The organism is Duganella vulcania (genome assembly GCF_009857655.1).
In the GTDB taxonomy this organism is placed as follows: Bacteria; Pseudomonadota; Gammaproteobacteria; order Burkholderiales; family Burkholderiaceae_D; genus Rugamonas; species Rugamonas vulcania.
Genome location: NZ_WWCX01000029.1, coordinates 60,124 through 66,639, shown reverse-complemented (window position 1 = coordinate 66,639; position 6,516 = coordinate 60,124). Strand labels below are relative to the sequence as shown.

Here is a 6,516-nt window from a genome sequence, read left to right as displayed (position 1 = left end):
GCCGCCACCAGCGCCCGCGCGGCCGCGCGCTCCGGCGCCGAGGTGGCGGGCAGGCGCGCCGGCACCTCCATCAGCAGCTCCTGGTTGCGGCGGTACTGGGCGATCTGCAGGAAGCCGTGCACCGCCTTTTCCGGCGTGTCGTAGGTGGGCAGGCCGGCGTCGGCGAACACCTGGCGCGCGGCCGCCACCGAGCGCCCGCCCAGCCAGCAGGACAGCACGTTCTTGGACGCGGAGCGCATCAGCGGCGCCACCGCCGCCGCGATCCGGCCGCTGTCCACCATGGCCGTCGGCGCGTGCAGGAACAGCAGCGCGTCGGCCTGCGATTCGCGCAGCAGCGCCTCCACCGCGCTGGTGTAGCGCTCGACCGGCACGTCGGCCAGCAGGTTGACGGGATTGTCCTGCGGCGCCTCGGCGCGCTTGAGCAGGCGCCGGGTCTCGTCCGACAGGGGCGCCAGCCGCGCGCCGCTGCATTCGAGCGCGTCCGCCGCGATCAGGCCCAGGCCCACGCCGTTGGTCAGCACCGCCAGCCGCTCGCCGCGCTGCGGGCGCTGGCGCGCCAGCGTCTCGACGGCGTCGAACAGGTCTTCGGTGGAATGCACGCGCAGCATACCGGCGCGGCGGATCGCGGCGTCGAACACCAGGTCGGCGCCGGGCGCGGCGTCGCGTCCCACCTTCAGCACGATCACCGGCTTGCCGCGCGCCGCAAGGCGTCCCGCCGACATGAACTTGCGCGCGCTGCTGACATCCTCGATGCACAGCAGGATGGCCTCGGTCTCGACGTCGCCGGCCAGGTAGTCCAGCAGGTCGCCGAAGTCGACGTCGGCGACCTCGCCCATCGTGACGAAGCGCGAGAAGCCGATGCCGCGCAGGCTGGCCCAGTCCAGCACCGCCGTGCCCAGCGCGCCCGACTGCGACACGAAGGCCAGCTTGCCGGGATCGGCGGCGATGTGCGTGAAGCTGGCGTTGAGCCCCGCCGCCGGCGACTGCAGGCCGACGCTGCCCGGCCCGAGGATGCGCATCAGGTAAGGCCTGGACGCATCCAGCATCGCCTGCTGCACGCTGCGGCTGCCGGCCCGCAGGCCCTCCAGCCCCGCCGTCATGACGATGGCGGCGCGGGTGCCGCGCGCGCCCAGTTCGGCGATCACGCCGGGGATGGTGGACGGCGGCGAGCACACGATCGCCAGGTCCGGCGCCGAGGGCAAGGCCGCCACCCGCGCGTAGCACGGCATATCGTGCAGCACCTGGTACTTGGGGTTGAGCGGCCAGATCGCGCCGCCGGCGCGCGCGAAGCCGCCCTGCGCCAGGTTGGCCAGCACGCGGGTGCCGATGCGTTGCGGGTTGTCCGACGCGCCGATCACGGCCACCGAACGCGGTTGGAACAATCGGTCGAGATTCCTGATGCTCATGCTGCGATGCTCCTGTTGTACCGGCCACTACCAGCGCGAAGCATGGTCCTCGGTCACGCCCATCATCTGCGTGACCACGCGTTTCGGCTGATCCGGCGCGCTGCGCACCCAGCCGGTGAAAGTGCCGACCGGCTGCAGGTAGCGGCTGGCCGCCACCACCAGGTTCTGGTCGTCGCGGCGCGCGCCCTCGGGCGTGAAGTACAGCTCCAGCAAGTCGTCCTCGGTGAAGATGTGCCACTGCGACAGCGGGTCGCTGCTGTCGTAGATGAAGTGCGCCGGCGCCAGCGCGTGCACCTGGCCGTCCAGCCACAGCGCGTTCTCGTTGCCGCCGAAGTAGCCCGACTGCAGGTTGAAGCCCATCGCCAGGTCGTGCGCCGAGGCCCAGCGCCACGCGGTGTTCCGCGCCAGCAGGCCGTTGGAGTAATCGAAGCTGGCGACGCCGCCGGCCAGGTCGTAATCCTCGCGGAAGGTACGCACCTCGCCGCTCAGCGGCATGCCGGACGACTTCTGCGTCGCATGCACCGAGCCATGCGCCACCGGCCCGGTGGCCAGCAGCAGCGGCGAGGCGCCGGGGCCGAATTCGGCGTCGATCTCCAGGTAGTCGCAGCGCAGACTCAGGCCGAAGCTGCCGTCGCCGCGGCTGTCGATGGCGATGCTGCTCTTGCGCGTCTTGAAGCGGCTCGACGCGCCGGCATGGTCGGCCAGCCGCGCCGACAGGCCGGGCAAGCCGTTCTGGCCGAAATTGGCCAGCATGTCGCCGTCGTTGCGGTCGAAGGCGTAGGCGAAGGCGGTGCTGGTCCAGCCCAAATCGACGATGGCGACCGCGCAGAACAGCTGTTCGGTGCACAGCGCCACGTAGTGCCAGCGCTTGTGGTGGAAGCGGCGCCACAGGCGGTTGCGCGCGAACGGCGCGGCCAGCCGGCTCCAGTCGATGTGGCCGACCTGGCCGGCGTAGCGGCCGAACAGCGGCTGGCCGTCGGGGCCCAGCAGGCTGGCGGGGGCGGCGGGCAGGCTCATTGAACTCCCATCATGCGGCTTCCATTTCATTGATGTTGTGATCCAGCGCGGCGCGCAGCAGCGGCGCAAAGCTCTCCGGCGCGGCGTGGACGATGCGTATCACGGGACATTCGTGCCAGTTGGCCAGGCGCTGCAAGGCGCCGGCGACGTCGCGCACGAAACGGCCGCTGATGCGCACCCCCGGCTCCAGCACCAGCGACTTCAGTTCAAACACGCCGTCGCGCCGGTGCGCCTTGGCGTCAACCCGGCCGACCAGCGCGCCGCGCCGCAGTATCGGCAGCGTGAAGTAGCCGTACTTGCGCTTCTCCGCCGGAGTGTAGCATTCGAGCCGGTAATCGAAGCCGAACAGCTCCAGCGCGCGGCGGCGGTCCCACACCACCGGGTCGAACGGCGACAGGATGGTGGTCAGCGTCGGCGCCAGCGCGCCGGCGGCCGCGGCCTCCAGCAGCGGCGCGTGGTCGGGATGGACGTAGATCGGATCGTCCCAGTCGTCCACCCACGCGCGCAGCAAGGCGCCCTGCTCGACCAGCTCCGCCGGATCGAGGCGCGGCGGCTTGGTGCGGAAGTAGTCGCTGATCCAGGCGGCGCGCGCGCAACCCATCGCCTTGACCGCCTTCAGCACCAGCGTGCGGCGGGTGTCGTCCATGTGCGGCATGTGGCGGTCGTCCCAGCCGGGCAGCACGCGCTCGGCCAGGTCGTAGATGCGCTGGAAGTTCTCGCGCGCGGCGATCATCAGCGCGCCGGAGGTGAACAGCACTTCCAGCGAACGCTTTTCCGGCTTCCAGCTCCACCAGCCGCCGCCCTGGCCGTCAGTGCGTTCGAAGTCCGAGGAGCGCGTCGGGCCGTTGACGCGGATGTGGTCGAGCACTGCGTCGACCTCGGCGCGGCGCTCGCGCATCCAGGTCTCGGAATACTTCCAGCCCATCGCCGCCGGATCGAGCATGCGGTGGCGATACAGGCCGTAGTCCTCGATCGGCACGAAGCAGGCCTCGTGCGCCCAGTATTCGAACAGCTTGCCGGCCGCCAGCGCCTGCTCCAGCCACGGTTGCGGATAGTCGCCCAGGCGGCTCCACAGCACCAGGTAGGGGCTGCGCGCCACCACATGGATGGTGTCGATCTGCAGCACGCCCATCTGGCGGATCGCGTCCACCACGTCGGCCTGGCGCGCCTTGCGGCGGCGCGGTTGCAACAATCCCTGCGCCGCCAGGTGCAGCGCCCGCGCCGCGGCCAGGCTGATTATCAATTCGGTCATGACCGCTATTCTAATAAAGAAATCAACATTGCCTGTGATCGGAAAGGGGTTTTTTTTGACTCGCCGGCCACAAACGTGACATTTCCGTGCAGAATATCCACATTGTGGTACAGCTTCGATTTCGCCGTGACACCAGACTTTCAATGACCCATACCGCCACGCGCCCGATCGTGATCTTTTTCCGCCGCCTGTATCGCGCGGTCCTGCTGCCCGTGTTTGCGCTGGCGCTGCTGGCCGCCATGTGGGCGGCGGTGGCCTATCAGCTCGGCCAGGAGCGCCAGACCGCCCGCTACGAAGCGGTGCTGCACAACCAGTCGCAGGCGCGCACGCTGGCCGAGCACACCAACCACCTGCTGCGCCAGGTCGACCACGCCACCCAGCTGTTCAAGCTCAAATTCGAGGAGACCGGCGGCACGCTGCGGCTGGCCGAGTTCACCCGCAGGAACGGCCTGCTCGATTCGCTGCTGCCGTCCAAGCTGGACCTGCCGCTGGCATTGGTCGGCCCCGACGGCCGCCTGCTCGACAGCCGCAACGGCTACTTCCCCCCGGACGTGCATGACCAGGCGCTGTTCCAGCACCACGCCGGCACGCCGGTCGACACGCCGCTGGTGTCGACGCCGGTGGTCGAGCCGCGCACAAAGAAATGGCAGATCATGATCACGCGGCGGCTGAACAACGCCAAGGGGGACTTCGCCGGCATCATCATGGTGATGATCGACCCCGCCACCTTCGTCGAGGACTACGACCGCCTGAACGTCGAACCCGGCGGCGCCGTGCTGCTGGTGAGCCGCGAGAACGGCATGTCCACCGCGCGCGTCGACGACCAGTTGATCATCAGCGATTCGATCGACTTCACCGCCGCGCAGGACGGCGCGCAGCAGGACGAGCTGCTGCTGGCGCGTCCGTTCGACGCCGTCGAGCGCATCTACGGCTACGCCGAGATGCCGCGCTACCTGCTGCTGGCGGTGGTCGGCAATCCGGTGCAGTCGGCGATGGAAGGCTTTGCGCACCGGCGCGACATGTACTATGGCGCCGCCACCATCGCCTCGGTGCTGATGCTGTTGTTTGTCGGCCTGCTGATGCAGCAGGCGCACCGCTTGCGGCGCAGCGCGCGCATGATCACCGAGGCGCAAACCATGCTGCGCGCGGCGGCCGACGCCAGCATGGACTCGGTCTACCTGTTCAAGGCCTGCCGCATGCGCGGGCCGTCCAAGGAAATCGTCGACTTCACCATCGCCGACCTGAATGAGCGCGGCGCGGCGCTGCTGGGCTCCACCGCCGCCGAACTGAAAGGCAAGCGCCTGCTGGAAGTGGTGCCGGCGCTGCACACCAAGGGCTACATCGACAAGTACAAGACGGTGCTGATCACCGGCCGGCCGATGGAGGAGGAATTCGAAGCCGACCACCTGCCGGGCGGCGCCCACCTGTGGCTGCACCACCAGGTCGTGGCCATCGACGAGGGCGTGGCGGTGACCACCCGAGACATCACGCCGCGCAAGGAAAGCGAGCTGGCGATGCGCAAAAACCAGGCGGAGCTGGCCGCCGTCAACGACGCCTCGCCACTGGGCCTGATCCGCGCGGACGCCCAGGGCCACTGCACCTACGTCAACCGCACCTTCGAATTCATCACCGGCCTGACGCGCGAGGAATCGCTCGGCGATTCATGGATGCGCGCCATCCATCCGAACGACCGCCCGGTGCTCAAGGCGGCCCTGAAGCACATGGCCGAAACCCGCGTCCCCTACCAGGACACGGTGCGCTGCGTGCACCCGGACGGCATGATGATCTGGATCTCGTTCAAGATCGCCGCGATGGTGGTGGACGGCCAGGTCTACGGCTACGTCGGCACGGTGGACGACATCACCCACGTTAGAAAATCCGTGATGGCGCTGCGCGAGAGCGAGGCGCGCCTGCGCACCATCGCCGACACGCTGCCGGCCATGGTGGCCTACATCGACTCGGAGGAGATCTACCGCTTCCACAACCTCGCCTATGAACGGGAATTCAACCGCCATGGCATGTCGGTGCTGGGCAAGAGCGTGGAAACCACCATCAGCGAGGAGCGCTACCGCTTTCTGTCGCCCTACATCAGGCGCGCGCTGGCCGGCGAAACGCTGACCTTCGAGGAGGACGATCCCGACCCCACCATTGGCCGCACCTTCGAGGTGGTCTACATCCCGCAGATGGACGAAGACGGCGTGAGCGTGATCGGCTTCCACGTCATGCGGCAGGACGTCACCGCGCAAAAGCGCGAGAAACAGCGCCTGCTCAAGCTCTCGCAGGTGGACGCGCTGACGGGCCTGACCAACCGCTCCGGCTTCGTGCAGCGGCTCCAGGACAGCATGCAGGCGAGCCGCGAACACCATGGCCTGATGGCGGTGATGTACATGGATATCGACCGTTTCAAGCCGGTCAACGACACCTATGGCCACAGCGTCGGCGACGCGCTGCTGAAGGCGTTTTCGGCGCGGCTGACGCACGCCATGCGCGCCAGCGACACCATCGCCCGGCTGGGCGGCGACGAGTTCACCATCATCACGGAGCGCATCGCCCGCATCGACGACGCCGCCGCGCTGGCGGCCAAGATCGTCGCCGCGATGCAGGCGCCGTTCGATCTCGATGGCACGGTGGTGTCGATTTCGGCCAGCATCGGGCTGGCCTACTACCGCGACGAGGACATCACGCCGGCCGAGCTGCTGCACCGCGCCGACGTGCTGCTGTACGAGGCCAAACAGGCCGGCCGCAATACCTATCGCGCCGGCCCGGCGCTGCCGGCGGCGGCCAGCAAACCGGCCTAGCCGGCGGCGTATCCACTTTTATCAACTCGTCCGGCGCCATCTT

At 68.7% G+C, this 6,516-nt stretch carries 4 protein-coding genes; 1 reads left to right on the top strand and 3 read right to left on the bottom strand.

Features of this window, described 5'->3' with window-relative positions; translation table 11 throughout:
- The 3 genes from GTP90_RS17350 to GTP90_RS17340 all read right to left on the bottom strand — a co-directional run.
- Nucleotides 1-1,406: acetate--CoA ligase family protein (locus GTP90_RS17350; RefSeq protein ID WP_175048124.1), on the bottom strand; the 1,406-nt coding region annotated here is incomplete at its 3' end.
- Nucleotides 1,407-1,433: 27 nt separating this feature from the next.
- Complete coding sequence (locus GTP90_RS17345; RefSeq protein WP_161084726.1) at nt 1,434-2,423, bottom strand: DUF2804 domain-containing protein; 990 nt, start codon at nt 2,421-2,423, stop codon at nt 1,434-1,436.
- Nucleotides 2,424-2,433: 10 nt separating this feature from the next.
- Complete coding sequence (locus tag GTP90_RS17340; protein ID WP_161084725.1) at nt 2,434-3,675, bottom strand: winged helix-turn-helix domain-containing protein; 1,242 nt, start codon at nt 3,673-3,675, stop codon at nt 2,434-2,436.
- Between the two features lie 143 nt (nt 3,676-3,818).
- Here GTP90_RS17340 and GTP90_RS17335 point away from each other — a divergent pair, with 143 nt between their 5' ends.
- Entirely contained in the window at nt 3,819-6,473 is a 2,655-nt protein-coding gene (locus GTP90_RS17335; protein ID WP_161084724.1) for a sensor domain-containing diguanylate cyclase, read from the top strand.
- Nucleotides 6,474-6,516: the final 43 nt, after the last annotated feature.